Annotated in this window: 21 protein-coding genes; 4 read left to right on the top strand and 17 right to left on the bottom strand. The window is 66.9% G+C overall.

What is annotated here, in order from left to right:
* Positions 1–22 precede the first annotated feature (22 nt).
* Together ACOQPD_RS01945 and ACOQPD_RS01940 are read right to left on the bottom strand one after the other, a co-directional pair.
* Positions 23–1,519: an S-layer homology domain-containing protein gene (locus tag ACOQPD_RS01945; protein ID WP_420613224.1), complete on the bottom strand. Its 1,497-nt coding sequence runs from the start codon at positions 1,517–1,519 to the stop codon at positions 23–25.
* A gap of 271 nt (positions 1,520–1,790) precedes the next feature.
* A complete protein-coding gene (locus ACOQPD_RS01940) occupies positions 1,791–2,543 on the bottom strand; it encodes a cytochrome c biogenesis CcdA family protein (RefSeq protein WP_420613223.1) in 753 nt (250 codons plus the stop codon).
* A 15-nt stretch (positions 2,544–2,558) separates the two neighbouring features.
* On the opposite strand from ACOQPD_RS01940, the gene ACOQPD_RS01935 reads away from it, so the two are divergent.
* Entirely contained in the window at positions 2,559–3,104 is a 546-nt protein-coding gene (locus ACOQPD_RS01935; protein ID WP_420613222.1) for a DUF4143 domain-containing protein, read from the top strand.
* Positions 3,105–3,106: 2 nt separating this feature from the next.
* Here the strand turns inward: ACOQPD_RS01935 and fabI are convergent, their stop codons facing one another.
* From fabI to ACOQPD_RS01890, 9 genes are all read right to left on the bottom strand, one after another.
* Positions 3,107–3,901, bottom strand: coding sequence for an enoyl-ACP reductase FabI (gene fabI, locus ACOQPD_RS01930; RefSeq protein WP_420613221.1), 795 nt, complete (start codon positions 3,899–3,901; stop codon positions 3,107–3,109).
* Between the two features lie 30 nt (positions 3,902–3,931).
* Complete coding sequence (gene acs, locus ACOQPD_RS01925) at positions 3,932–5,893, bottom strand: acetate--CoA ligase (RefSeq protein ID WP_420613220.1); 1,962 nt, start codon at positions 5,891–5,893, stop codon at positions 3,932–3,934.
* A 128-nt stretch (positions 5,894–6,021) separates the two neighbouring features.
* On the bottom strand, positions 6,022–7,800 hold the full coding sequence (lipA, locus tag ACOQPD_RS01920; RefSeq protein ID WP_420613219.1) for a lipoyl synthase: 1,779 nt from the start codon (positions 7,798–7,800) through the stop codon (positions 6,022–6,024).
* On the bottom strand, positions 7,779–9,065 hold the full coding sequence (locus ACOQPD_RS01915) for a dihydrolipoamide acetyltransferase family protein (RefSeq protein WP_420613218.1): 1,287 nt from the start codon (positions 9,063–9,065) through the stop codon (positions 7,779–7,781). Before ACOQPD_RS01915 ends, lipA begins: the two co-directional genes overlap by 22 nt.
* 41 nt (positions 9,066–9,106) lie before the next feature.
* The gene (gene lpdA, locus ACOQPD_RS01910) at positions 9,107–10,486 is read right to left on the bottom strand and encodes a dihydrolipoyl dehydrogenase (protein ID WP_420613217.1); all 1,380 of its coding nucleotides are present in this window, start codon (positions 10,484–10,486) and stop codon (positions 9,107–9,109) included.
* A 236-nt stretch (positions 10,487–10,722) separates the two neighbouring features.
* The gene (locus tag ACOQPD_RS01905) at positions 10,723–10,941 is read right to left on the bottom strand and encodes a hypothetical protein (protein WP_420613216.1); all 219 of its coding nucleotides are present in this window, start codon (positions 10,939–10,941) and stop codon (positions 10,723–10,725) included.
* Complete coding sequence (locus ACOQPD_RS01900) at positions 10,942–11,232, bottom strand: hypothetical protein (protein WP_420613215.1); 291 nt, start codon at positions 11,230–11,232, stop codon at positions 10,942–10,944.
* Positions 11,229–11,672 (bottom strand): hypothetical protein, encoded by a 444-nt coding sequence (locus ACOQPD_RS01895; RefSeq protein ID WP_420613214.1) that lies wholly within the window; start codon positions 11,670–11,672, stop codon positions 11,229–11,231. Before ACOQPD_RS01895 ends, ACOQPD_RS01900 begins: the two co-directional genes overlap by 4 nt.
* A 141-nt stretch (positions 11,673–11,813) precedes the next feature.
* Entirely contained in the window at positions 11,814–13,949 is a 2,136-nt protein-coding gene (locus ACOQPD_RS01890) for a beta-propeller domain-containing protein (RefSeq protein WP_420613213.1), read from the bottom strand.
* A gap of 313 nt (positions 13,950–14,262) precedes the next feature.
* On the opposite strand from ACOQPD_RS01890, the gene sufC reads away from it, so the two are divergent.
* The 3 genes from sufC to sufU all read left to right on the top strand — a co-directional run bounded on the left by sufC (position 14,263) and on the right by sufU (position 16,784).
* The gene (sufC, locus tag ACOQPD_RS01885; protein ID WP_420613212.1) at positions 14,263–15,021 is read left to right on the top strand and encodes a Fe-S cluster assembly ATPase SufC; all 759 of its coding nucleotides are present in this window, start codon (positions 14,263–14,265) and stop codon (positions 15,019–15,021) included.
* Complete coding sequence (locus ACOQPD_RS01880; protein WP_420613211.1) at positions 15,021–16,253, top strand: cysteine desulfurase; 1,233 nt, start codon at positions 15,021–15,023, stop codon at positions 16,251–16,253. Before sufC ends, ACOQPD_RS01880 begins: the two co-directional genes overlap by 1 nt.
* A gap of 75 nt (positions 16,254–16,328) precedes the next feature.
* The gene (sufU, locus tag ACOQPD_RS01875; protein WP_420613210.1) at positions 16,329–16,784 is read left to right on the top strand and encodes a Fe-S cluster assembly sulfur transfer protein SufU; all 456 of its coding nucleotides are present in this window, start codon (positions 16,329–16,331) and stop codon (positions 16,782–16,784) included.
* Positions 16,785–17,035: 251 nt separating this feature from the next.
* On the opposite strand, the gene ACOQPD_RS01870 is transcribed toward sufU, so the two are convergent.
* From ACOQPD_RS01870 to ACOQPD_RS01845, 6 genes are all read right to left on the bottom strand, one after another.
* Positions 17,036–18,427, bottom strand: a complete 1,392-nt coding sequence (locus ACOQPD_RS01870) for a class II fumarate hydratase (RefSeq protein WP_420613209.1) — start codon at positions 18,425–18,427, stop codon at positions 17,036–17,038.
* An 88-nt stretch (positions 18,428–18,515) separates the two neighbouring features.
* The gene (gene era / locus ACOQPD_RS01865; RefSeq protein WP_420613208.1) at positions 18,516–19,400 is read right to left on the bottom strand and encodes a GTPase Era; all 885 of its coding nucleotides are present in this window, start codon (positions 19,398–19,400) and stop codon (positions 18,516–18,518) included.
* 91 nt (positions 19,401–19,491) lie between these two features.
* Complete coding sequence (locus tag ACOQPD_RS01860; protein ID WP_420613207.1) at positions 19,492–20,688, bottom strand: hemolysin family protein; 1,197 nt, start codon at positions 20,686–20,688, stop codon at positions 19,492–19,494.
* On the bottom strand, positions 20,685–21,155 hold the full coding sequence (gene ybeY, locus ACOQPD_RS01855) for an rRNA maturation RNase YbeY (protein WP_420613206.1): 471 nt from the start codon (positions 21,153–21,155) through the stop codon (positions 20,685–20,687). The genes ACOQPD_RS01860 and ybeY overlap by 4 nt, the downstream gene beginning before the upstream one ends.
* Positions 21,156–21,205: 50 nt before the next feature.
* The gene (locus tag ACOQPD_RS01850) at positions 21,206–23,818 is read right to left on the bottom strand and encodes an HDIG domain-containing metalloprotein (protein WP_420613205.1); all 2,613 of its coding nucleotides are present in this window, start codon (positions 23,816–23,818) and stop codon (positions 21,206–21,208) included.
* Positions 23,815–24,792, bottom strand: coding sequence for a PhoH family protein (locus tag ACOQPD_RS01845; RefSeq protein WP_420613204.1), 978 nt, complete (start codon positions 24,790–24,792; stop codon positions 23,815–23,817). The genes ACOQPD_RS01850 and ACOQPD_RS01845 overlap by 4 nt, the downstream gene beginning before the upstream one ends.
* Between the last annotated feature and the right edge of the window lie 203 nt (positions 24,793–24,995).

Raw genomic sequence — 24,995 nt, 5'->3', positions numbered from 1 at the left:
TCGATACGGACCGGGGGTCCTGTCAGCCCCGCGGGAGGGACTCGCAGGCCACACCGTCGCCGTCCCGGTCCAGCCTGGCCACGTCACCGTAGTTGGGGAAGTAGTGATCAAACCATTCCTGCGCATCGCGGTGGGTGGAGAAATCGGAGCAGTTCTTGCTGTCGCCCGGGTCCGGAGGCCTCCCCTGGGCTGACGTGGTGGTGGTCGTGGGCCCGACGGCCGGCAGTTCCGGAATCGCCAGCACGGGGAACGCCAGGATCGGTGTGTCCAGGCTCACGGTCGTGGTGGCACAGGTCCCGTCGAGCACGTCCGCAAGGAAGTCGTACTCCGTCCGATCCATAGTGAGGTCGTAGCGGGCCTTGACGGCCACCCATGCCGCTGCGTACGGGCAGTAGCCGGCGTCGCCGGCCGGCATCCACTCGGCCGGATCGCGGGCGCCCTTGCTCCGGTTGGACCCGGCCGTGACCGCTACGAGCGCGTACTCGTCATTGGCGAATTGTTCGCGCCGGTCAGGGTTCCAGAGATGGGCGCCGGACGCCCAGGCCTCCGCCAGCGGAACCAGATGGTCGATGTGGAGTTCGGAGGGATCCGTGAGCCAGATGCCGTCGTAGTGCGAGTACCAGAGACCCGAGGCCACCCAGCAGGTGCGGCCACTGTCCATCGCCGGATCGATTCTCGAGTCCCTGATCAGCACTTCGCGGCGGGTGTCGCAACCGTCCCCGTCCAGGTCCTTCCAATGGTCGAAGAGGCTGCGGCTGTATCCGGTGATCCACTCCGGAGCGACCGTGATCTGCGAGAGCAGGGCCAGCGCGAGGCCGGCGCCAAGGACTTCGGTCGGGGTGCCGAGGAGGGGCGGAACGGGCGGAGGGCCGTACTCGAGGTTGTGCCACAGGCCGATCATGTAGACGGCCATCTGCGATCTGATCACAGCCCGGCCGCTCCGGCCCTCGCCGGCGGTGGGGATGACATGGAGGGATTCCAGGCACTCGACCGCCTCGTCGAGTTCCGACGCCCGATCAGGACACGTACCACCGTGTCGCTCGTAGATCCTCAGGAAGAACCTGGACACCTGGGAGGCCTTCACCGGGTTGCGCGGGGCGAACTCGGTGTCGGAGACACCCTTGGTGATCCCGAGGTTGTATAGGCACGCGATATTGGCGGCGTGGGTGCCTGTGCTCGGCACATCCGTGAAGGGCGTGTCTCCGGTCGGGCACTCCCCGCCGAGGATGTCACGCCAGAGGCGGACGATGAAGGACGCCATCTGCCCTCGGTTGAGGGTGTCGTCCGGGCCGTATCCCCCGCTGGAGTTCCCTCGGGTGAGGCTTAGAACTCTCATGCAGAGGATGTACTCGGCGGCGTAGTCGTCGGCCGCGACGTCGGCGAAGGGGCGGGCGCCGGAAGGGTCGCAGAGCTCCGCATCCTGGGCTTGAACGGCGCCGGGCGGCTCCGTGACCACCAAGCCCGCGACAAGGACAACGGCCAATACCCAGGCAGCCGACCTGCCCACGAGTCCTCCCATCACCCGGCGACCTGCGCCTTGCCACCGGGAGCGCTACGAGGCTAGCGGGTGGGTGAGGACGCCACACGCCGTGAGCGATCGCTATTTAGTGCGGGTCCCCCGTGGTCGGTCTGTGGGGTGGCAGTGGGATATGGCGCCGCCAGCGGCGTCTATGGCAAGGACTGCGGACGGAGGCGTACCCGCAGGGTACGTTGAGGAGGCAGGACGCAGCCAGAGGTGTCGCCGGCGGTCCCAGAGCACGCCGTCGCAACACAGACCGACCACGATTAAATCAGATTGAGGCCAGACCCTCGAGGCCGAGCCGGATCATCCACTCACTCACCAGGCTCGACAGGTCCGTGATACGGCCGGTGATGAACAGCCAGCCGAAGACCATCATCAGGAGGCCCGACAGGACGTTGATGGTCCGCAGGTGGCGCTGTAGGAGCTTGATCCCCGAGTAGAGCTTGGTCACCCCGATCCCGGCGGCGATAAACGGAAGGCCCATACCCATCGAGAAGACGAACAGCAGGAGCATCCCCCGGCCGACCGTCTCCTGGGTGGCGGCCTGTGTGAGGATGGCCGCCAGCACCGGCCCGATGCACGGGGTCCAGCCGAAACCGAAGGCCATGCCCATCAACAGCGGCGCCCAACCCCCCAGCTGCGAAGGGCGCAAGTGGAGCCGGCGCTCCCGGTAGAGGAAGGCCAGGCGGGGCGACGTGCTGAGCGCCATCAGCACGATGACCAGCCCGAACACGGCGATCATCCAGCCCGCCACCGTGGTGATGGCTCCCTTGTTGCGGGCGAGCAGGCCGGCCACCGAGGTTGCCCCCGCTCCTAGGGCCACGAACACGATCGTCAGCCCGACCACGAACATCACGGTGACCCGGAGCATCCGGGCGGTGGAGGCCTTCCCTTGCTGCAGGTCAGCCACCGAGTAGCCGGACATGAGCCCCAGGTATCCGGGCAACAGGGGCAGGACGCAGGGCGACACGAAGGAAAGAGCCCCGAAGACGAGGGCGCTCAGGTATCCGGCAGGTTCCATATTTCCACACCCGGGTTGGCTGGACCGTTCAACGGGGGCCTATCTTCGCACAGCGGCAGGAGGTCCGGCGTCCCCGGTGATGGCCCACCCCAGCCTGCCTGGTCGGTAGGGCTCCGGTCCCGGACATCCCTGCGCAAGGCTCCGAAGCGCCATTTCGTAGACCCCTCCCTCGCCGCCTCCATGCTGGGGGCGTCGCCGGCGCATGTCATGGCGGACCCGGAGACCTTCGGCCTCCTGTTCGAGTCATTGGTGGTCCGCGACCTGCGGATCTACGGCCGACTCCAGCGAGCCGAAGTGTTCCACTATCGCGATGACACCGGCCTGGAGGCTGATGCCATCATCGAACGGGATGACGGCGCGTGGATGGCGATCGAGGTCAAGCTGAGCCCGGCACGCGACGCTGTCGAACAGGGCGCGCGGTCGCTGCTCCGCCTCCGCAACAAGGTCGGTGCCCGCCGGGTCGGCGACTTGGGCGCCCTCGTGGTGGTGACCTCTACCGGCCCCGCCTACCCGAGACCGGACGGCGTCCAGGTGGTGCCGATCACGGCCCTAGGCCCGTAGGGTCACCCCTCGGAAGGGCCGCCTGAGGTTGCTATGGCGTGGAAGCCGGCATCCACATGGATGACCTCCCCGGTCACCTTGGTGGCGAAGTCGGAGAGCATCACGCAGATCATGTTGGCCACCGGGGTGGGATCCGCGGTGTCCCAGGCGAGCGGAGCTCGCTCGTTCCAGACATCCTGGAACCGGTCGAACCCGGGAATGCCCTTGGCCGCCATCGTCGACAACGGGCCGGCCGATACTGCGTTGACCCGGACGTTGGAGTGCCCCAGGTCGCGGGCCAGGTAGCGGGTCACCGAGGCCAGCGCGGCCTTGGAGACGCCCATCCAGTCGTAGGCGGGCCAGGCCTGGGTGCTGTTGTCGAAGTCGAGGGTCACCAGGGAGCCTCCTCCTGCCTTCTCGAGGAGCGGGAGCAACCCGACCGCCAGCGTCTTGTACGAGAAGGCCGAGGTGGTGAAGGCAAGGGCGGCGCTCTCTACGGGGGTGGTCAGGAACTTGCCCCCCAGCGCGTCCTCGGGCGCGAAGGCTATGGCGTGCAGGGCCCCGTCCAGGCTCCCCCAGCGGTCATCCAGATCGTCCACCAGGCGCTCCATGTGAACGGGATCGTTGATGTCGAGTTCCAACACTTCGGGGGGATCCGGGAGGCGGCGGGCTGAGCGCTCCGTGAGGCGCATCCCCCTTCCGAAACCGGTCAGCACGATCTCGGCGCCCTGCTCCTGGGCCACCTTGGCGCTGTGCCAGGCGATCGAACCGTGCGTGAGCACGCCGGTCACCAGCAACCGTTTACCTGTCAGCAGCATGACATCTCCTCCGGCACGCAGGCAGCCGGCTCAGTCCTCGTCAGCAGGAGCCGCGGCCGCCATCTCCGCGATCTCGGCCACGATATCGGCGTTGGCCAGCGTGGTCACATCGCCCAACTTCCGCTGCTCCGAGATATCCCTCAGCAGGCGCCTCATGATCTTGCCCGAACGGGTCTTGGGCACGTCCGGCGTGAAGACGATGCTCTTGGGCTTGGCGATCGGGCCGATCGAGTTGGCGACATGATCCCGTAGCTCGGCCAGCAGGGATCCGTCACCCTCGATGCCGGCTCTCAGGCTGACGAAGGCGGCGATCGCCTGGCCGGTGAGGGGATCGGACCGGCCGACGACGGCCGCCTCCGCCACGGACGGATGCGAGACGAGGGCCGACTCCACCTCCATGGTCGAGATGTTGTGACCGGACACCAGCATGACGTCGTCCACCCGGCCCAGCAACCATAGGTACCCGTCGTCGTCCAGCTTGGCCCCGTCGCCCGGGAAGTACATGCCATCGAACTGGGACCAGTAGGTGTCTACGTACCGCTGATCGTCGCCCCAGATGGAGCGCAGCATGGAGGGCCAGGTGTTGCGGATCACCAGGTAGCCGCCCCCTCCCCTGGCGACCGGGTTGCCCGCGTCGTCGACCACGTCGGCCTGGATGCCCGGCATCGGGTTGGTGGCCGAGCCCGGCTTGGTGGCGGTGATGCCGGGTAGGGGGGCGATCATGATCGAACCGGTCTCGGTCTGCCACCAGGTGTCCGTCACCGGCGCCTTGCCACCGCCGATGTGCTCGTGATACCACATCCAAGCCTCGGGGTTGATGGGCTCGCCCACCGTGCCGAGAACCCGCAGTGTGGACAGATCGTGCCGTTGCGGGTACTCCTCACCCCACTTCATGAAGGCCCGGATGGCGGTGGGGGCGGTATAGAGCTGCGTCACCTTGTACTTGGCGATGATCGACCACAGCCGGTCCTTGTCCGGGTAGTCGGGCGTACCCTCGTACATGACCGAGGTGGTCTGGTTGGCCAGAGGCCCGTAGACGATGTAGGTGTGACCGGTCACCCAGCCGATGTCGGCGGCGCACCACCAGATGTCCTGGTCGGGCTTGATGTCGAACACGAAGCTGTGTGTGGTCGCCGCGCCCACCAGGTATCCGCCCGTGGTGTGCATGATGCCCTTGGGCTTGGCGGTGGTGCCGGACGTGTACAGGAGGTAGAGCAGGTCCTCGGCATTCATCACCTCGGGCTCGCACACCGCGCTCTGGCCGTCGACGAGGTCGTGCCACCAGATGTCCCGACCCTCCTCCATGGTCACGTCGTTCTCGGTCCGGCGTAGCACCACGCACTTCTCGACCAGGTCGGTCCGTTCCATGGCGCGGTCGGCCGCTACCTTCAGGTCCACCACGCTCCCCCGCCGCCAGGCGCCGTCGCAGGTGATCAGAACCCGGGCGCCGGCGTCCTCGACGCGGTCGTAGATGGCGTCGGACGAGAAACCGCCGAAGATGACGCTGTGGGCGGCGCCGATGCGAGCGCAGGCCAGCATGGCCACCGCCAGTTCAGGAACCATGCCCATGTAGACGGCCACCCGGTCGCCCTTCCGGACACCGATCGAGCGCAGACCGTTGGCGAACCGGCAAACCTCCTCGTAGAGATCCTGGTACGTGATGGCACGCTCGTCCCCCGGCTCGCCCTCCCAGTAGTAGGCCACCTTGCCGCCCTTGCCTGCCTCTATGTGGCGGTCGAGGCAGTTGTAGGACATGTTGAGCTCGCCGTCGGTGAACCACTTGAAGAAGGGCGGATTGGAGTCGTCCAGGAGGACGGTGGGCTCCTTGAACCAGGTCACGCGGTTGCGGGCCTGCGTCTCCCAGTATGCGACCGGGTCGGTGCCAGCCTGCTCGTGGAGGCCGGGTTGGGCGTTGGCCTGTCCGGTGAACTCCGGCGACGGCCGGAAGATGCGATCTTCCTGCAATAGGTTTTCGATGGTGCGCTCGGCCACGTCTCCTCGCTTACGATCGGCTTGGGCCGGAGGCTAATCGCGTCGCGATGCCAGTCGCGCCGGCCTGCCATCCGGCGCGACCTGGTGAGGGGTGCCCGCACCCCTGTGATGCGGTCGCAACAGTTCCCCTACGTGAGTGTTGCCGGCAACCGGGACGAATCAGGGCCGGCGACCGCCGATGGTTGCCGGCCCTCGGACGTGGCGGCCGCGTCCAGGGAGTCCCGGGCGTGGTACGACGACCGCACCAGCGGGCCGGACTCGATGTGCGCCAGACCGATCCGCCGGCCGAAGTCGGCGTACTCGTCGAATTCGTCGGGATGGACGTAGCGGTGGACCGGGCGGTGCCTGACCGTGGGCCGCAGGTACTGGCCTACCGTGACCACATCCACACCGACCGACCGGAGGTCGGCTATGGCGCCCAGGACCTCCTCACGGGTCTCGCCCATGCCCACGATCAAGCCCGACTTCACCACCCCGTCCGGCCGGTGCCACTTCGCACGGGCCAGGAGGGCGAGTGAGCGTCCGTACGAGGCGGCGGTTCGCACCTCACGCTGCAACCGGAGCACGGTCTCCGTGTTGTGGTTCAGGACCGCCGGCCCCGCATCCATGACCCGCTCCAGGTCCCCCCTGACCCCCTTGAAGTCGGGAATCAGCACCTCGACGTCGCACTCCGGTACCCGACTCCGCACCTCTTGCACCGTCCTGGCGAAGACGGTCGAGCCGCCGTCGGGCAGGTCGTCGCGGTTGACCGACGTGATCACGGCGTGGCGCAGTCCCATGGCGGCGATCGCCTCGGCCACCCGGGCCGGCTCGTTCAGGTCGAGTCCCTGGGGGCGGCCCGTCGTGACGTCGCAGAAACCGCATGCCCGGGTGCAGACGCCACCGAGGATCATGATGGTGGCGGCGCCCTCGCTCCAGCACTCGTAGATGTTCGGGCAGCCTGCTTCCTCGCACACGGTGTGGAGGTCGAGCTCCCGCATCAGCCTCCCGAGTTGGCGGTATTCGGGTCCCAGGCGGGCGGTCACCTTCATCCAGGGCGCCCGGGGCGGCTCGCCCTCCAGCCGCTTGCCGATCGTCACCGGCACGGCGGCCCGACCCTTCGGAGCGAAGGTTCCCTCGGCGAGCAGCCGATCCACCTCGAATGCCCGGGGCCGTCCCTGTCCCCGCGTGAAGGCGCCCAGCTGGAGGTCGTTGTCCTGGTATCCGAACACCTCCACGAAGCGAGGGACCAGTACGTCCACCGCCTCCTCGATGGAGACCTTCCGTCCCAGCAACTCCACCAGGGAGGTGACGGGCCGGTCGGTGATGCCGCAGGGGTTCATATGATCGAAATAGCCCATGTCGGGATCGACGTTCAGGGCGAAGCCATGCATGGTGACGCCCCGCGCCACGCGTACGCCGATCGCGGCGATCTTCCCCCGGTCGGTCCAGACTCCCGTGTACCCGGCATCCCGCCAGGCCTCCACTCCGAAGTCGGAGAGCGTACGGATCAGAACCTCCTCCACGGCCCGGACGTAGGGGACGATCTTCCGCAGGTCGGCCAGGGCCACGATGGGATAGCCGACCAGCTGTCCGGGGCCGTGGTAGGTGATGTCGCCGCCGCGGTCGATGTCGAAACGCCGCGCGCCTATGCCGGCCAAGCCCTCTTCGGGAATCAGGAGGTGGGAGCCGTCGCCGTTGCGCCCCACCGTGTAGACATGGGGATGTTCTTGGAGGAGCAGGTAATCGGACGTGGCCCGGCCGGTCTGCCGACCTTCCCAGAAGGCGCGTTGCAGGTCCCAGGCCTCGTCGTAGGCGAGACGGCCCAACCACCTGGTACGCAGCCGGGCCGGGTCGGCCGCGACCCGGAACCGCCGGTCCGGTTCGGCCGTGAGCAGGACCGGTTCTAGATCAGTTGCTGTTCCCAATCCCAGGTCTCCAGGTTTTCCTTTATCCGGCGCAGGAACAGGACCGCGACGGATCCGTCGAAGGCTCGATGATCCCACGACAGGCCGAGGTAACCCAGGTGCCTGATGGCGATGGCGTCCGCTCCATCGGGCGTGGTTATCACCTTGGGGCGTTTGGCGATCCCGTCGGTCGAGAGGATGGCCACATTGGGAACGTTGATGATCGGGGCCGACATGAACGATCCGTAGGGTCCGGGGTTGGTGATCGTGAAGGTGCTACCCGACACGTCACCGGGGCCCACCCGACCGCTGCGTGCGCGTACCGCCAGGTCGCGAACCTTTCTGGCGAGGGCTCTCACCGAGTAGTCATCCGCCTTCCGGATGGTGACCACCATCAGGCCATCCTGGTTGAGGTCGACGGCGATGCCGAGGTCGACATCCTGGTGGAAGGTGGCGGTGCGCCCCTGCTGGTCGAAAGAGCTGTTGACCACCGGAAAGGCCCGGAGGGCGTCCAGCGTGGCGCGGGCGATGAACGGCAGGTAGGTGAGCGAGAACCCTTCCTGCCGGCGGAAGGACTCGCGATGGGCCCGGCGCACCCTCTCCACCTGCTCGTAGTCGACCTCCATCGAGGTCCACACGTGGGCGGCGGTTCGCAGGGAAGCGACCATGTTGTCGGCGATTCGCACCCGCAGCCGGCTGAGCTTCGCCGGCTCATCGGTCGGGGGGGCAAGATCAGCCGGGTCCGGGGCCGGGGCCGGGGCCGGGGACGGATCGGGCTTCGCCTTCATGCTCTCGATGTAGGCGAGCACATCGTTGCGCGTCACCCGGCCGTCCCGCCCGGTGCCGTCGATGACGCTCGGGTCGATGTCGTGCTCCCGGGCCAGGCGGCGAACCACCGGCGACAGGAACTTGCGGGGCCCGGGCCGGTCGGAACGCGCAGTTGTAAGGGCCGGAGCGGCAACCGGAGCGGCCGCCGACCGGGGCGCACCCCCCTCCTCCGAGTCGGGCGTCCCGACCTCCGCGGAAGGTGCGGCCGTCGAGTCTTCGTCCGGCGAGGCGATCACCACCATGGCCGTGCCAACCTCGATCGTGTCACCCTCTCCGACAAGTATCTCGCTGACCACACCGGCGACCGGCGACGGAACTTCCGTGTCGACCTTGTCCGTGGAGATCTCGACGATGGCCTCGTCGCGAGCGATGGAGTCACCCACCTGCTTCATCCACCGGAGCACGGTGCCCTCCGTCACCGTCTCGCCCAACTGCGGCATGGACACTGTGGTTGGCATGTTTCTTTACCTTTCCGGGGTTCGGGGCCTCATCCGTGGACTCAGTGAAGGGAAAGACCGGACGAGGACAGCAGGGTCTCTCCTATCGCCTCGCTCAGGGTGGGATGGGCATGTATGAACGCCGCCATCTCCTCCGGAAGGGCCTCCCAGCCCACCGCGTACATCAACTCGTGGATCATCTCGCCGGCCTGCGGTCCCACCACGGTGGCACCCACGATAGGCCCACCGACCTCGTTCAGGATCTTCACGAATCCCTGGTTCTTCCCGATGATGCGGGCCCGGCCCACGCCTACGAAAGAGTGGTCGTGCTCCTCGACCTCGATTCCCCCGGCGGCCGCATCGACCGAGGTAAGTCCCACGGACGCCACCTCAGGGTGGGTGTAGACGACACTCGGGAGGGCCTGGTAGTCGACCGGACGCGTCTCTCCGGTGGCTATGAAGGTGACGGCGGCGATGGCCTCGGCGAAGGCGCCATGGGCAAGACCGGGAGTGCCGGCCACGATGTCGCCGACCGCGAACACACCCGGCTCGGCGGTCTGCATGGTTTCCCGATCGGCAATAACGAAGCCCCGGTCGGTCTCCGCCCGCACCGTATCCAGCCCCAGGTTCTCGGTGACCGGACGTCGCCCCACCGCCACCAGCACTGCGTCAACCTCGATTCCCTGCTCGGCGGCGCCGGTCCCGCCCAGGAGAACGGGATGGTCGCCGGAGTTGTCGACCCTCGCCGCCGCCTCGAGGAAGAACCGCACCTTCTTGCGCCTCAGCTGCTTCTGGAGCTCGCGCGCGGCGGCCGGCTCGAAGCCGGGGATGATCTGGTCCAGCATCTCGAAGACCACCACCCGGCTCCCGACGTCGGCCAGCAGGCTGGCGAACTCGCATCCCACGATCCCGCCCCCGATTATTCCCACCCGGTCGGGCCGCTCGGTCCAGTCGAGTGCATGATCGGAGCTGACGATCCTCACTCCGTCGTAGGGAAAGGCCGGTAGCTCGATCGGAGCCGATCCGGTGGCGAGTATCACGCTCCGGCCTTCCAGAACACGGGTTGATCCGTCCTGGTCGACCTCGACCCTTCCCGGTCCGGCCATCCGGCCCGCGCCCTTGATGACCTCGACCTTGCGCATCCTCAGCAGGCCGGACAGCCCCCGTACCAGGCCGTTCACGATGCGGTCCTTGCGCGCCAGCGCCTTCGGCCAGTCGAAGGATGCCTCCCCGATCACCACTCCGAACTCCCCCGCGGAGCGAACCGTCGAATACACCTCGGCCGATTGGAGCCAACTCTTGGCCGGTATGCATCCGCGCAGCAGGCAGGTGCCGCCCACCTCGTCCTTCTCGACCAGAGCCACAGATAGTCCGAAGTTGTGCGCGAACAGGGCGGCGCCGTAGCCGCCCGGGCCGCCGCCGATCACGATTACGTCATACACAGATGCGACTCTCCGGTTCGCCAAGGGAAGCGCCCAGCCTAGTGGCGACCCGCCGCTGACAATTAGCCGGTGCGGCCGGAGCGGGCAAACTCATGGTTACCCTCCCGGCATGCCTACCAGGTACCTGATCATCGCGGCGTTGATCACCGCCATGGTGATACTGGTCGGGGTGGGCGCCTGGTTCCTGCTTGGAGTTCTTTAGTTGATCGTTGATAGTTGACACTAGGAACTAGCAACTACACACTACGGAATCCCCGGTTGCGGGCCTCGGCGAGGGTGTCGGGGGCGAAGCTCTGGATCAGGTTGCGTCCAAGCAGACCGTCGTCCTCGAGCCTGGTCTCGAGCCGGGCGAACTGATGGGCATCGTCGCAGTCGTAGACGATCATCGTGTCCCTGGCGCCGATGAAGCGGCTCTTCTCGAATCGCGGCAGGCGGGATGATGCTCCGGCGGCCACTCAGATCCCTCTCCCGACAGTCACCACGGCCCCGCACATCGGGCAGGGCGCCACTTTCACGTCACCCACGATGAAGCTGAAACCACACTCCGCGGCCCGGCACTTCTCCCTCCGGGAGGGAGCCTCGGGTGGAGCGGGCGGAGGCACCATGTCCTGTGGCCGGGGTGGGGCGCCGGGCGGACCGCCGGCGGGGCCGCGCACCTCGTTGGTGACACCGCAGGCCGGACAGGCGTAGCGGCCCGGCGCCATTACCTCGAAACCGGTGCCGCAGCGACCGCAGCGTGCCCTCATACAGGGTTCCCTTCCTCGACCCGCTCTCCCATTGCTCCTATGCCCGCCAGGTACGTCGCCTCTCCGGCCAGTACCGCGGCAATGTCGGACGGGGTGTAATCGTATCCTCTTTCTGCCAGCTCGCCGCGGATGTACTCGATGGCGTTGCCCTCTCCCCCGGCCACCACCCGCAAGCCCCTCCGTCGGCGAGCAGGAACCGCTAGACCCTGAAGGTAGTGCACCGACCATTCGATGATGCGTTGCGCGCCGGCGCGGCGGATCCGGTCCAGTACCTCCGGGTCGAGATGCTCCACCGCGTGGTCGATGGCGTCGTTGATGACGTAGACGGGTTGCCGATCTGCCCGGTTACTCCTGCGTCCCATCCGGACGGCCACCCCGACGGCGGCCAGGACCAGCAGGATCAGCGCCGCCCCTAGTGCGATGACCGGACCGGAGGGCATGGCGCGATCCTACCCGGTCAGTGGACAGTGGTCAGTGGACGTATACCACGAGGAAGAACATGAACAACCGACCAGGCTCAAGGGCCCAACGGAACCTGATGCCCCGGGGTCGCCACCGGCCACCGGCCACCGGCAACTTGTCTAGTACGTGATGGGTTCCGGCACCCCGTAGTCCGGGATCTGAAACCCGATCCAGGAGGTTGGCTCGAATGTTCCCAGGTCCGATCCCAGCAGGCCGCCTTCCGAGAGGGTAAAGAGGGTGTCGCCCACCACCAGGGAGCGGCGAATCGGCAGGAGCCACCAGTACATGTAGCGGAGTTCCTCCTCGGAGATGCCGCGCGCGTTCTTGATCTCGTGCTCGATAGTTGCCCGCTGCCGGATACCTCCGGCGCCGACCGACAGGACGAATGCGCCCGTGCGGTCATCCCAGGAGCCCGACTGGACATCCTGCTCCCACCAACTGACCGGCATGACGGCTATCTCCTCCGGGGCCCAGTACAGGAAGGCTCGGTGATCCCACTCAACCTCGGAGAACGAGTCCTCGAGGGTGAACTGATGGATGCGAATCGGGTTGGCCAGATCGGACACGTCGAACACCGAGACCTGGGCGCCGCGCGTCCTTCCTTGCTCATCAGCGTCCTGACCGATTCCGAGTAGGAGCCCCTCTCCGATCGGGTGCAGGTAGGCGGAATAACCGAGGATCTTGAGCTCGCCCACCACCCGCGGGTCTTCTGGGTCGGACAGGTCGATGGTGTACAGCGGATCGGTCTGGCGGAAGGTGACCACGTACCCCACCTCGCCGATGAACCGGACGGCGAAGATCCGCTCGCCCTCACCGAGGCCGCCCACTGACCCGACGACCCGGAGTTGGCGGCCATCCCTCGCCAGAACGTCAACCCGGCTCACGGAAGGTCGGTTCTCGTCGAACCACCAACCCCAGGGGGGCTCGTTGGTGGACGCCACCCGCAGATGGCCGTCGTGCTCCGACATGGCGAACTGGTTCAGGAGGTATCCGTTCACCGATCCGCTCGCGAGGTACTCGGCCCCGTCCGCCCCGGCGATGTCGAACTGATGGATATAGGTGCGGATGGTCTCGGCTTCGCTGATCGCCTCCTCCTCATCGAGGACGGACCAATCAACCCAGCGCTCGGTGGCCACGTAGAGGTCGGTTGACGAGGCGTAGATCGTGTCGCCTCCCGACATCACGGTGGATACCGCGTCGATCTCGATACCGCCGGCGATGTCCAGGCTCAGCACGGACAGGAAGTCGAACCCGGAGAACTCCTCGGGGGCGAATGCCGACGCGCAGTCGAGGAACAGGCCTTCGGAGACGCCGCCGGTGCCCTCGCGGACATAGCCCGGGGCCCAGTCCTCCAGAGTCGACTCCTCGATGGTCATCCGGTTGCTCAGCTCGGCCCTCGGCTCGGCCGAACTCGATCCGGGATATACCCACGGGAGCCGCTCGTGCGGCCGGGAGGAGATGACCAGGCTGGCCCGCTCCCCCACCAGGCGGGCCGAGACGTACCTGCCCTCCACCGTGAGTGTGACCGTTGCGACCAGGTTCTCGGGGTCGGACAGATCGACCTGGACCACCTGGGTGAGATCTCCGTCCGGCCCGCGCCCGCCGGCAATCAGGAGGGCGCTGTCGGCGCCGAGGAACATCTCGTGACGCCAGAACTCCGCGTCCTTGCCCTGCCGGGAATCCCAGGACCAGAGATCCAACCATCCCAGGAGGTCAGGGCGACCTGACGACACGTCGACGTAGTACAGGATGCCCTGAGCCAGCGCGAGGATCCGATTCCCGTCGGTCTTGACGATGTCAGGTTCGTCTACGCCGATCTCCTGGACGTTGGTCGTCGAGTAATCCACTCCGGCCTGCGGTGCCGGGGAGGAGACCGCAGTCGCGGGGGTGGACGCATCGGCGGCCGCCTCCTCTACCATGGCCTCTTCCAGAATCTCGCCGTTCCAGAGCTCCGGGCCGAAATAGCCCGCACCGGGCAGGCCGTAGGGTCCGACGCGCTCCATTGCTTCCGCCTTGACGTGGCCGAGGAACGCATCGCAGGAGTCGAACTCCACCAGTGCCGAGGCGAACAGGCCCACCGCGTTGTCGAGAACGGTGGTCGAGGCTATAGAACCGCCGGTCGTCGCCACCGTCGGCTCCCGATGGTCGGTGGTGCCTACGATCGATGCGTCCGGCGGGGGCGCCGTGGCCGGGTCGGGAGCGCAAGCCCCGACAATGAGGGCCAAGCCCACCAACCAAGATACGTGCCTTCTCATCCTCGGCTCCTTCCATGGGGACATCTGATCAGCCGATTCCTCCCTATGACGTACCGGGACCGCCGATCGGTTCCCGGGCTGCGGCTCGCAGTCGTGATCTTGGGTCGACAGTACCGGGAAGCGGCGTCGATGGGGACGGCTTGATCTGGCCGGGCTTCCGCTGACCGAAATCAAGTCTTGGGCGTCGGCAGGACGACATTTCCCGGCACCCTTCCGGTGGACGGCGGTGGCAACCGTCCATTGGTTTACCGACACCGCAGCGGGACGGGTAGCCTGGGGCGCGCACTCGCTTCGCTCTCCAGGAGATCCGATCTTGACCGACCCTGGCCCCCTGCTGGCCGTTGAAGGCCTGCATGTGTCTGTCGATGGGCAACCCATCCTGCAAGGCGTCGACCTGGCGACCCGCCGGGGTGAGGTCCACGCCATCATGGGGCCCAACGGCTCCGGGAAGTCCACCCTGGCCAAGGTCCTGATGGGACATCCGGGTTACGAGGTCACGTCCGGGACCGTCTCTTTCAAGGGGGAGGACATCACCGATGCCGACCCGCCCACCCGGGCCAACATGGGGATGTTCCTCGCCTTCCAGTATCCGGAGGAGATACCGGGCGTATCGGTCGTCAACTTCCTGCGCACCGCGCTCAGCAACCGGACCGGTGTCGATTACACCGTGCTGGAGCTGCGGTTGCGGGTCATGGACGCGATGGAGTCGCTCGGAATGGACGCATCCTTCGCCGACCGCTACGTGAACCAGGGGTTCTCCGGAGGCGAGCGCAAGCGCAACGAGGTCCTGCAGATGGCGGTGCTCGAGCCGGAACTGGCCATCATGGACGAGACGGACTCGGGGCTCGACATCGACGCGCTGCAGGTGGTGGCCGAAGGGGTCAACCGCCTGGCCGGGGCCGAGCGCGGGTTCGTGGTGATCACCCATTACCAGCGGCTGCTCGACTACATCACGCCCGACCACGTCCACGTGCTGGTTGATGGCCGGATCGTGAGATCCGGCGGCGCCGAGCTGGCCCACCGGCTCGAGGAGGAAGGATACGAGGCCTTCCGACCCGCCCCGGCGCCATGATGGACACGGACGCCATACGCAGCGACTTTCCGATCCTGGAGCGAAGGATCAACGGCCGCAGGATGGCCTTTCTCGACTCCGCAGCGAGCTCCCAGAAACCGGTACAGGTGCTGGACGCGATGGTGGATATCTACCGGAACTCCTATGCCAACGTCCACCGCGGCGCCTACACCCTTTCGCAGGAGGCCACCGAGGCCTACGAGGAGGCCCGCCACAAGGTGGCCGTCTTCCTGAACGCCGCATGCGACGAGGAGATCATCTTCACCCGAAGCGCAACCGCAGCGATGAACCTCTTCGCGTACGGATGGGGTCTCAACATCCTGAAACCCGGTGACCGGATCCTGACCAGCGTGATGGAGCATCACGCCAATATCGTGCCCTGGCACATCATCGCCCGCCACACCGGGGCGGAACTGTGCTACATGGAGCTGACCGACGACTACCGGCTCGATATGGAGAGCGCACGCGAGCGGTTCGACGAGCGGGTCAAGGTGGTGGCGGTGTCGGGAATGTCCAACGTATTGGGCACCATGCCTCCGGTGGACGAGATCGCCCGCCTGGCTCACGAGGTCGGCGCGGTGCTCCTGGCCGACGGCGCCCAACTGGTCCCCCACGCCCCCGTGGACGTCCAGACCCTCGGAGCAGACTTCCTCGGATTCTCGGGCCACAAGATGCTCGGGCCGACCGGCATCGGGGTCCTGTGGGGCCGGAGGGAACTGCTGGAGAGCATGGAGCCGGCCGAGGGCGGGGGCGAGATGATCCGTGATGTCCGCCTGCACGAGTCGGACTGGGCGCAAGTGCCCCACAAGTTCGAGGCCGGAACGCCGCCGTTCGTGGAGGCGATCGGGTTGGGGGCGGCGGTGGACTACCTGTCCGCCATCGGGATGCATGCCGTTCTGGAACATGACCGGGATCTCACCGGCTACGCCCTGGAGCGACTTGCCGAGGTTCCAGGCCTTTCTGTCCAAGGCCCGGCAGACACCGTTGACCGGGGCGGGGCGATCAGCTTCGACCTCGAGGGCATCCACGCTCACGACGTGGCCACCATCCTCGACCAGGAAGGAGTGGCGGTACGCGCCGGGCACCACTGCGCCAAGCCGTTGCTCCGAAGCCTGGGCCTGACGGCCTCGACCCGGGCCTCGTTCTATGTCTACAACGTGGCCGAGGACGTGGACGCGCTGGTGGACGCTCTGGCCGTGGCTCGCCGCATATTCGGACTCGACGGCGCGTGAGGGGGCCGGAGGTGCCCGCGGCGAGCGGTCCGGTGGTCGCCACGAAGCCGGTGCGCTCTCTATCGTTGAATGCCCATGGCGCTTGAAGAGCTCTACCGCGAAGTGATCCTCGACCACTACCGGAGCCCCCGCAACCGGCAGCCTCTCGGGGAGGCCAATGCGGTCGCCGAAGGTAGCAATCCACTTTGCGGCGACGATGTCCGGATCGAATTGTTGATCGAGGGGGACGAGGTCACCGCGATCGGCGTCACCGGCCATGGATGCTCGATTTCACAGGCCTCGGGTTCGATGATGGGCGACGCGGTGAAGGGCCGCAGCATCGAGGCCATCCGGACGCTCACCGGCCGGTTCAAGGGCATGATGAGCATCGACGGCGCCGGAGACCCCGGGCTCGATCCGAGCCGGCCCGGTGCGGTACTCGGTGATCTCGAGGCACTTCAGGGAGTCCGTAAGTTCCCGGTCCGAATCAAGTGTGCCAACCTGCCCTGGACCACCCTGGAACAGGCCATCAAAAGCTTTTTTGATAGTTGATAGTTGATAGTTTCCAGTCAATGGAACAACTAGCAACTTGGGCGTGTTCACGCTATGCGCAGTCGTCAGCAATCGCGGGGCCCGTGGTTGGTCTGTGGCGCGGCGGTGGGGTCTGGCGCCGCCAGCGGCGTCTATGGCAAGGACTGCTGACGAAGGCGTACCCTCAGGGTACGTTGAGGAGGCAGGACGCAGCCAGAGTCGTCGATGGCGGTTCAGAGCACGCCGCCGAAACACAGACCAACCACGTTGAACTAGAGGATTCCACCCTCGGTCATCCGCTTGATGTCCAGCACCTCGTCCAACTCCTCCGGCTCCATCAGTCCCATGTCGAGCACGACATCGCGGATGGTGCGGCCCGAGGCGTAGGCCTCCTTGGCCACTTCGGCGGCCCTGTCGTAACCGATCCTCGGGTTGAGGGCGGTCACCACGATCAGGTTGCTCTCCACCAGCCGGCGAGCCCGGTCCGCATCCGCCTCTATCCCGTCGACGCAACGCTCCCGGAACGTGGACGAGGCGCTTGCCAGCAGCCCGATCGAGTCCAGGAGATTGTGGGCCATCATCGGCATCATCACGTTGAGTTCCAGATTGCCGTTGGCGCCACCCCAGGCGATGGCCGAGTCGTTTCCGATGACCTGCGCGGCAACCTGGCAGACCATCTCGGGAATGACCGGATTGACCTTGCCGGGCATGATCGAGGATCCGGGCTGGAGGGCGGGAAGCCTGATCTCCCCCAGTCCCGTACGGGGTCCGGACGAGAGCCAGCGCAGGTCGTTGGCGATCTTGAACAGGGACACGGCGACGGTCTTCAGGGCGCCCGAAGCCATCACGACCGCATCCTTCGCGGCCTGGGCCTCGAAGTGGTTGCCGGCCTCGCGGAGCGGGTAACCGGTCCTTGTGGCCATCAGCCCGACCACCGACGCCGCGAACCCGGGGGGTGCGTTGATCCCCGTGCCGACTGCGGTGCCTCCCAGGGCGAGCTCGTCGAGACCCGGCAACACAGCCTCCAGGCGCTCGACGCCCTTGTCGATCTGGGCCGCGTACGAGGAGAACTCCTGGCCCAGCGTCACCGGCGTGGCGTCCATGAGGTGAGTGCGGCCGGACTTGACCACGCCCGAGAAGTCGGCGGCCCGCTCCCCCAGTGACCCCGCCAGCGCCTCCAGTGCCGGCACCAGGTCCTCTCTGGTAGCACGTGCAGCCGCCAGGTGCATGGCGGTCGGGATCACGTCGTTCGAGGACTGGCCGAAGTTCACGTGATCGTTGGGGTGGACCGACCGGTCCCCGATCGACCCTCCGAGCAGCTGGGCTGCCCGATTGGCGATCACCTCGTTGGCGTTGGTATTGGTGGAGGTACCGGACCCGGTCTGGAAGACATCGAGCACGAACTGCTCGTCCCAGTCTCCGGCCATGACCTCGTCGGACGCCTGGGAAACCGCCGCGGCGGTCTCACCGGGCAGATGACCCGCCGCCCCGGCCATCTGGGCGGCCGAGCCCTTGATCAGGCCGAGCGCCCAGATGAACGAGCGGCCGAACCTCCGGTCGGATATCGGGAAGTTCTCGAGTGCACGCCGGGTCGAGGCGCCGTACAGGGCATCCGACGGCACCTGCACCTCCCCCATGGAGTCCTTCTCGATCCGGAATCGCACCAACCCTCACCTTCGTGACCTCGACATTCGCCCTCACGGGCGGGTCGCGCGATTGTACCCGGCACGGCATACCCGGCACGATGGACAGCTACAGGCCGAGGCGCTCCATCCGATCCGGATAGCGCTGCCAGTCCTTCTCGACCTTCACGCGGAGATCGAGAAACACCCGCCGTCCCAGCGCTTCCTCCAGCTCGTGCCGCGCCCTGGTACCGGCGTCCCGCAGGTTGGACCCTCCTGCCCCCACCACGATCCCCTTCTGGGACTCCCGCTCCACGTAGATCACCGCCTCGATGCGCGTCAGGCCGTCCTCCCGGACCTCGATTCCCTCGGTCTTGACCGCCACCGAATGGGGCAACTCCTGCCAGAGCCCTGGTAGCAACTTTTCCCGGACCGTCTCGGCGATCAACACCTCATCCGGCCGGTCGCTCACCACATCAGGCGGATACAGGGCCGGGCCTTCCGGGAGGCGCGGGATCAGCTCGGCCACCACCCTGTCCAGGCCGTCGCCCTCGAGAGCCGAGACCGGGATGTAGGCGCCGAAGTCCCACAGCGCCGCCTCGCCGAGCCGCTCCGCCACCCGGCCCCGTCGGGCGGCATCCACCTTGTTGACGATCAGGATCACCTGCTCCGGATCGACCGTATCGAGGAGATGCTCGGCGATCCGGCGGTCTCCGGGCCCTACGCGGGCGGTGGCGTCGATGACGAACGCCGTGCAGTCGGTGTCGGTGAGGGTCCGGTATGCGGTCGAGTTGAGGCGCTCGCCGAGCGCCGTCCGGGGGCGGTGGAGGCCGGGAGTGTCCACGAATACGATCTGGGCGGCGGGATCATCGACCGTCAGCACGCCCCGAACGCTCAGCCGGGTGGTCTGGGGCCGCCGGGAGGTGATGGTCACCTTGTGCCCGACCAGGCTGTTTATCAACGTCGACTTGCCGACGTTGGGCCGCCCCACAACCGCGACGAATCCGGAACGCACGCGTGCCTCAGCCCCAATTATTCATGGATGGAGGTTTGTCTGGATGGTGGCCTGATCCGGGTCGGCGTGCTGGGAACATGAATAATCAGGGCTAGCGACCGGTGTCGCCCACCCGGTGGACCAGCACCCGCTCGACCCGCCGACCCTGTACCCGGTCGGCTACGAGTACGGCTTCCCCCATCTCGAACCTCTCGCCCACCATTGGCACCCGTCCGGCCAGGCCGAGCACCAGGCCTCCCACAGTGTCCCATTCGTGGTCGGGCAGGTCGGCGCCCAATACCTGGTTGAGGTCGTCCACCGACAATCGGGCCGCCACCAGGAACCCTCCGTCCTCCAGAGGCTGCACCATGGGCGCCTCCGTGTCGTACTCGTCGACGATCTCGCCCACCAACTCCTCGATCAGGTCCTCGATCGTGACCAGCCCGGCGGTCCCGCCGAACTCGTCAACAGCAATGGCCATGTGGATCTGTCGCGATTGCATCTCCCGCAGCAGGTCGCGCACCGGCTTGGACTCGGGAACGAAGTAGGGCTCGCGAGAGATCTCCGTGACCGGTTCCGGATCCCGTGAGGCCCCCACCCGGCGCAGTAGATCCTTCGCGTACACCATCCCCACGATGTCGTCCGTCCCCTTGCCGGTGACCGGCACTCGCGAGTAGCCGCAGTCCAGGATGAGATCCAGGGCCTCGGCAGTGGTACTGGCGACGCCCAGCGTCACCATGTCCGTCCGCGGCACCATCACCTCGCGCACGATGGCATCGGAGAACTCGAGAACGGAGGAGATCATGCGGATCTCCTCTCGATCGGACGGGTCGTGATCGCCGTTGGCCGGGGCCGGGGCCGGGGCGCCGTCCTCCTCATCCTCGATCAGGTCGGCCGCACGTCCGCCGATCGAAATCGTCAGCCGCAACAGCCTGGCCAGCCGGTATGCGATGCGGTGGGGTCGTTTCCGGCCGACCGAACGCGGCAGCACATCTCCGAGCAGCACGATAATTCCGGCCGTCATGACCAGCGCCATCACCAGCCGGGACCCGCTCAGCACGGTGCCGATGACCCAGGCTGCGGCCAGCGCGGTGGTTACCAGGAGGGTGGCATGCATCAGCGAGATGGCCGGTTGGATCCGGGCCCTGTCCTCCAGCAGGCCTGCCACGATCCCGGCGCCCTCGTTGCCATCCGCGGCGTCGTGAAGGGCATCGGCTCGTGGCGTGCGGACCAGCGATTCCCCGGCCGCCCTGAGTACCGCCGCCAGCGCGAGAACCATCGCCGCCGCCGCCCAGGCCAGCCAACTCATGGCCGCTCCATCCCGATAGCCGCCAGGAGGTGGCGCTCCCTCGATTCCATGCGTTCAGCTTCCGGGTCCGACTCGTGGTCGTAGCCGATCAGATGCAGCAGCCCGTGGGTGACCATGAGCGCGATCTCCACCTCGTACGCGGTGCCGAGACGCTGCGCCTGGCCGCGTACGTAACCGGGTGCAATGATCACATCGCCGAGCGCGTACGGAACCCCCGAACCGCTTCGGATGGCCCTATCCCGATGTTCCAAGCCGGGTGGAGCGAGGGGTAGCGCCAGCACGTCGGTGGGCCCGTCCCGGCCCATGAATCGCTGATTATGCACCGCCATGTCATCGTCGGTAACCAGCATGAGCCCCACCTCGGTTGAAGAGGGCATGTCTTCGTTCTCCAGCACGGCTTTCGCCAGGGCGCGGAGCGCGTCCGCGTCCACCGGCAGGTCCTGATGGTTCGCCAAGGTGATCTCCATGGGCTAGTCCCCCGCTGCCGGACTCGGGTGGGGCGGCGGGCGTACGGTGGTCAAACCGGTTCTCCTTCGGGAAAGTTCGGGTAGGGGATGCGCTGGTGGTAATGCCCTACCAGCGCCTCGACCATGGCTCCCTTCACCTTGGTGAGATCACCAAGCGTCACATCCGAAGCAGAGAGCTGGCCGTCGGTCACCTTCTCTCCCACCACCTTCTCGACCAACCGCTCGATACGCTCGGGCGTAGGCTCCTCCACCTGGAAAACCGCCCGGCAGGCGCCTTCGACCGAGTCGGCCATCATCACAATGGCCATTTCCTTCTTGACCGGTTTGCGCCCGGCGTGACGGTAATCCTCCCGGTCCACGGCATCGGCGCCGTATTCCTTCCGGGCCTTGTCGTAGAAGAAGTGCATGATGCCGTCGCCATGATGGGTGATGACGGCCTCGGCCACATCTCCGGGAATCCTGAACTTGCGCGCCAGGCTAAGCCCGTCGAGCACATGACGGCGCAGCACCTCGGCGGACTGCAACGGGGGCATCTCGTCGTGGGGGTTCTGGATGCCGAACTGGTTCTCGATGAAGAACTGCGGGTGCTCGGTCTTGCCGAGATCGTGGTAGTAGGCGGCGGCTCGGGCCAGCAAGGGGTTGGCCCCCACCGCCCGGGCCGCGCGATCGGCCAGCGTGCCCACCATCAGGGAGTGGTTGAAGGAGCCGATGGCCTTCTCCTCGAGGAGCCGGAGGGCAGGATGGTTGCGATCGGTCAGATCCAGGAGACGCAATGAAGTAGTGATGTCGAACAAGATCTCCAGAACGGAGAGCAGCGAGCTTCCGACCAGCCAGGAGATGGCACCGCCTCCGACCGCGTACGCCGCAGCCCGGAGCACGCTGATGTCCTGCGGGAAGTACCAGGCGATCAGCGCCGCCAAGCCGCCGCAAATAGCCATGATGTACAGGCCCGCCCGCCGCAGGTCGCGCCGGGCCGAGATGGCCGACACGAACGGGATAGGGACCAGGACTGACAGTCCCGCGTACAGCGTGTAGGCCGGATCGACGGTGGCGATGGCAGTCATCGACCCCACCACGACTGCCATCAGTGCCGCGGTCCGGGCGTCGAACAGGATGGCGGTCATCAGGCCGAAGGCGGCCGCCGGTATCAGGAAGCCGATCGCGCCGTCTCCCCCGGCGGCGAACACGGCCGCCCCGCGGGCGGACACCGCCGCAAGCACCACCAGCAGGCCGAACAGGGACATGCGGCGCATCGAGTTCCACACGCCCGATTGGAACCGGTACAGGTAGAGCGCCGGCAGGCCGACCACGATGGCCACCGCGGCTGCCAGGGCCACGTAGCGGGGAGCCGCCAGGCCGAGCAACCCCGCATCCGACAGCGCCGCCTCGATCTCCTCCGTTACCTCCTGACCCTCCTCGACGATCACCTCACCCGCCTCATACCGGATGGTCAGGGGAACAACCTCGGCCGCCTTCTCCTCGCGGCGGGCCTCGGTAGCCACGGCGTCGACCGTCTTGTTGGCAGCCAGGAACACGGTGGCCACCTCGGGCACGACCTGGGAGACTTGTTGCCAGACCGCTGAATCGGCGTCGGGAAGCTGCACGAACCTGGGCGCGGAGCGGAACTGTATCTGGACGTCGCGGAGCTCCTCACTCAGGATCCCGCCGTTGGTATTGAGAGCCTCGGTCGCCAGCAGGAGGGCCTCGCGTTCGATCGAGAGCAGCCATGGCTCCTCGCCCAGGACCTCGCGCAGGACGTCTCCCGTGGCGATGTCCACAAGGAGCGAGACCGCACTGTCGGACAGCAGCAGCCCGCTCGCCAGGAGGCTGGCCAGTTGCGTGTCCTTGGGGGTCACGGCGGTGCGCAGGGGAATATGGATGGTCGTGGTCTCCTGGCCATCCACCAGTTCGGCCTCCTGGTAGAGAAGCTGTTCGGGTCCGGTCAACCGATCCGGAACCGTGTCGGTGTCGATGAGCACGGCCGCGGGCCCGGAAGACATCCGTCCCAGCGAGTACCTACCGTCCGAGAACGTCACCGTTTCGAAGCGGGTGCCGGTCGCGTCGTAGGCCACCACCCTCACCTCGCCGAGGCCGTGATCCACCCCGAGGCTGAAGAACCCGTTGGCATCGGTGTCGATGAACACCCGCCCGGTGACGCCGGCTGTCGCAGCCACGGTCGCGGGCTGGGTGGTCGGCGTAGGCGCCGCCTCGGCGACCGCGGCCGGTTCCTGCCCCTCCTCCGTACCAGGGGCCACCGGCTCGACGGTCGTGGGGACGGCGGTGGTGGTCGTCGTGGCAAACGTCTGGCGGACCACCGTGCTGGTGGTGGTGACTACCGGCAGCGGGCGGGCACCCTGGTCCACGGTGGCGGCCCTGAGCGACTGGAAGAAGGCCTGGATGTCGTTGATCACGAGGGCGTCGATCTCCCCATGCCTCCCGTACACCGGGTCCACGGCTTCTCTGGCCGCCTGGCGGGCGACCTCGGTGGCGGCTGAGTCCTGTATCTCGATCGGGGACTCGGCTACAAAGTCCTGGGGCGCCGGCGCCCCCACCATCACCTGCACGGTGGCGAATTCCTGGTTGATCAGGATGCCTGCCCACGAGAGACCCGCGGTGGCCACCAGGATCAACCCGGTGATAACGGACCTGACACGACCGGTCATCGGCCGGGCGCCCGGCTCTCCGCCGCCTCGTAGGCCTCCACGATCTCCGCCACCAGGCGGTGGCGCACCACATCAGCGGCGCTCAGGTGGACCACTGCCACGTCCCGCACCTTCTTCAGAATTCCCCTGGCGTGGACCAGCCCCGACAGGCGGTCCGCAGGCAGGTCGACCTGGGTGGCATCGCCGGTGATGATCATCTTGGAGTTGAACCCCAGCCGGGTGAGGAACATCTTCATCTGTGCCCGGGACGTGTTCTGCGCCTCGTCTAGCACCACGATCGAATCATTGAGAGTGCGGCCCCGCATGTAGGCCAGCGGGGCGATCTCGATCGTTCCCCTCTCCATGTAGCCCGTAACATCGTCGGGTCCCAGCATCTCGTACAGGGCGTCGTACAACGGCCGGAGGTAGGGATTGAACTTCGCTTCCAGGTCGCCGGGCAGGAAGCCGAGCCGCTCGCCGGCCTCGACCGCCGGTCGGGTGAGAACGATCCGCTTTACCTTGCCGGTGATCAGGGACTCCGTCGCGGCTGCCATTGCCAGATAGGTCTTGCCGGTCCCGGCCGGTCCGATTCCGAAAACGAGGGTAGATCGACGGATCGCCTCGACGTAGCGGAGCTGCCCCACCGTCTTGGGTCGGACGATCTTGCCGCGTGCCACCTCGATGGTCTCCCCGAGGACACCACTGGGGGAGGGCACCGAGGCATTGACCATCTCTATCACCCGATGCACGCCTTCCGGCTCCAGACTCATACCCTGCTGTACCAGCATGAGCAGTTCCTCCACCACCTTGTGGGCACGGCGGGCCGACCGCTCCTCGCCCTGGAACACGATCTCGTCGCCACGCGCCACGATCACGGCTTCAGGGTATGCCGACTCCACCATCCGGAGGTGGGAGTCCCGTTCGCCGAGCAGGTCCAGCATCAAGCCGATACCGGAGACATGCACGGTGAGGGCAGGCGGCGCGGCGGGAAGCATTTAACGCGGCGGGGCGATGATGCGGAGCTCCAAAGGCTTGCTCAGGATACCACGAACGGTTGGACTACCGATGAAGCGGCCCGTTATCCGTCTGCGGAATTGCGGCGTGGAACGCCGATGACCGTCCGAACAGGCCGGGCTGTCTCGCAGCCGGACCACCATCGGTTCCGATCCGCGATGTTCGCCGCGGGTCGAGGGCCGTA

The sequence above is a fragment of the Candidatus Spongiisocius sp. genome, from assembly GCF_965221825.1.
In the GTDB taxonomy this organism is placed as follows: domain Bacteria; phylum Actinomycetota; class Acidimicrobiia; order Spongiisociales; family Spongiisociaceae; genus Spongiisocius.
This window is presented reverse-complemented; position numbering and strand designations above follow the sequence as displayed.

Bases quoted from the DNA above. Each gene is read 5' to 3' on its own strand.
- ACOQPD_RS01945 (WP_420613224.1), bottom strand. From the start codon at position 1,519: ATGGGAGGACTCGTGGGCAGGTCGGCTGCCTGGGTATTGGCCGTTGTC.
- ACOQPD_RS01940 (WP_420613223.1), bottom strand. From the start codon at position 2,543: ATGGAACCTGCCGGATACCTGAGCGCCCTCGTCTTCGGGGCTCTTTCC.
- fabI (WP_420613221.1), bottom strand. From the start codon at position 3,901: ATGCTGCTGACAGGTAAACGGTTGCTGGTGACCGGCGTGCTCACGCAC.
- ACOQPD_RS01915 (WP_420613218.1), bottom strand. From the start codon at position 9,065: ATGCCAACCACAGTGTCCATGCCGCAGTTGGGCGAGACGGTGACGGAG.
- ACOQPD_RS01900 (WP_420613215.1), bottom strand. From the start codon at position 11,232: ATGAGGGCACGCTGCGGTCGCTGCGGCACCGGTTTCGAGGTAATGGCG.
- ACOQPD_RS01895 (WP_420613214.1), bottom strand. From the start codon at position 11,672: ATGCCCTCCGGTCCGGTCATCGCACTAGGGGCGGCGCTGATCCTGCTG.
- ACOQPD_RS01890 (WP_420613213.1), bottom strand. From the start codon at position 13,949: ATGAGAAGGCACGTATCTTGGTTGGTGGGCTTGGCCCTCATTGTCGGG.
- ACOQPD_RS01880 (WP_420613211.1), top strand. From the start codon at position 15,021: ATGGACACGGACGCCATACGCAGCGACTTTCCGATCCTGGAGCGAAGG.
- sufU (WP_420613210.1), top strand. From the start codon at position 16,329: ATGGCGCTTGAAGAGCTCTACCGCGAAGTGATCCTCGACCACTACCGG.
- ACOQPD_RS01860 (WP_420613207.1), bottom strand. From the start codon at position 20,688: ATGAGTTGGCTGGCCTGGGCGGCGGCGGCGATGGTTCTCGCGCTGGCG.
- ybeY (WP_420613206.1), bottom strand. From the start codon at position 21,155: ATGGAGATCACCTTGGCGAACCATCAGGACCTGCCGGTGGACGCGGAC.
- ACOQPD_RS01850 (WP_420613205.1), bottom strand. From the start codon at position 23,818: ATGACCGGTCGTGTCAGGTCCGTTATCACCGGGTTGATCCTGGTGGCC.
- ACOQPD_RS01845 (WP_420613204.1), bottom strand. From the start codon at position 24,792: ATGCTTCCCGCCGCGCCGCCTGCCCTCACCGTGCATGTCTCCGGTATC.